We start from the raw sequence: 1254 nt of genomic DNA on the forward strand, positions 1-1254 counted from the left end.
CCCCACCCGAGGAGGCATGAGATGAACGAGACCTACGTGACCCTGAACGGCCGGGTCGGCAGCGAGGTGCAGCTCCTGGACGCCGGTGGCCAGGCGCTCGCCACCTTCCGCGTGGCCAGCACGCCGCGGCGGCTCAAGGACGGCCAGTGGGGCGACGGGGACACGACGTGGTTCAAGGTCAAGGCGTGGCGACGGCTGGCCGGTCACGTCAAGGAGTCGCTGCGCGTCGGCGACCCGGTGCTCATCACCGGGCGGCTCGAGGCCGACGTGTGGATCCGTGAGGACGGCACGTCGGGCACGCAGCTGGTGGTGACCGCGACGTCCGTGGGCCACGACCTGGCCCGAGGCACCTCGCTCTACACCAAGGCGACCGTCCAGGACGACCGCGTCGCGGGCAGCGACCCGTGGGACCCGGCCTCGGCGCCGACGTCCGGTGGGACGTCGGCGTCCGATGGGGCGGACGACGCGGGCGACGACGCGGGCGACGACGTGGGGGTCGCCGGGGAGGGCACGACCGCCGAGGCCGCCTGACCCGCGGCCGGTGCCGCCCGGGCGGTCCCCACCCGCGTCCCGGGCRGCCCGGCGTCCTCGGTTGTCCAGCGGGGTGTCGCGCCCCGTAGTCTCAGGCGCATGGCTGAATACGTCTTCACCTTGCGCAATGTGCGCAAGGCCCACGGTGACAAGGTCGTCCTCGACAACGTCACCCTCTCGTTCCTGCACGGCGCCAAGATCGGGGTCGTCGGCCCCAACGGCACGGGCAAGTCGTCGCTCTTCAAGATCATGGCCGGACTCGACAAGGCCAACAACGGCGACGCGATCATCGACCCCGGCGCGACGGTCGGGATGCTCCAGCAGGAGCCCCCGCTGAGCGAGGGCAAGACCGTCCTGGAGAACGTCGAGGAGGCCGTCCACGAGATCAAGGGCAAGCTCGACCGCTACAACGAGATCTCCGAGATGATGGCCGATCCCGACGCGGACTTCGACACCCTGCTGGCCGAGATGGGCGACCTCCAGACCGATCTCGACCACGCCAGCGCGTGGGACCTCGACAGCCGTCTCGACCAGGCCATGGACGCCCTGCGCTGCCCGCCGCCCGAGGCCCTCGTCGACACCCTCTCCGGTGGTGAGCGCCGACGCGTCGCCCTGTGCAAGCTGCTGCTGCAGCAGCCCGACCTGCTGCTGCTCGACGAGCCCACCAACCACCTCGACGCCGAGTCGGTGCAGTGGCTGGAGGGTCACCTCAAGGACTACCCC

Annotated in this window: 2 protein-coding genes; both read left to right on the top strand. The window is 71.1% G+C overall.

The genetic code is table 11. The features are described from left to right. The first annotated feature begins 21 nt into the window (after window positions 1-21). Window positions 22-531, top strand: a complete 510-nt coding sequence (locus tag ACXJKL_RS21270; protein WP_457208980.1) for a single-stranded DNA-binding protein — start codon at window positions 22-24, stop codon at window positions 529-531. 99 nt (window positions 532-630) lie between these two features. After that, window positions 631-1254: ATP-binding cassette domain-containing protein (locus ACXJKL_RS21275; protein WP_457208981.1), on the top strand; the 624-nt coding region annotated here is incomplete at its 3' end.

It is taken from the genome of Nocardioides sp. P5_C9_2, from assembly GCF_054049555.1.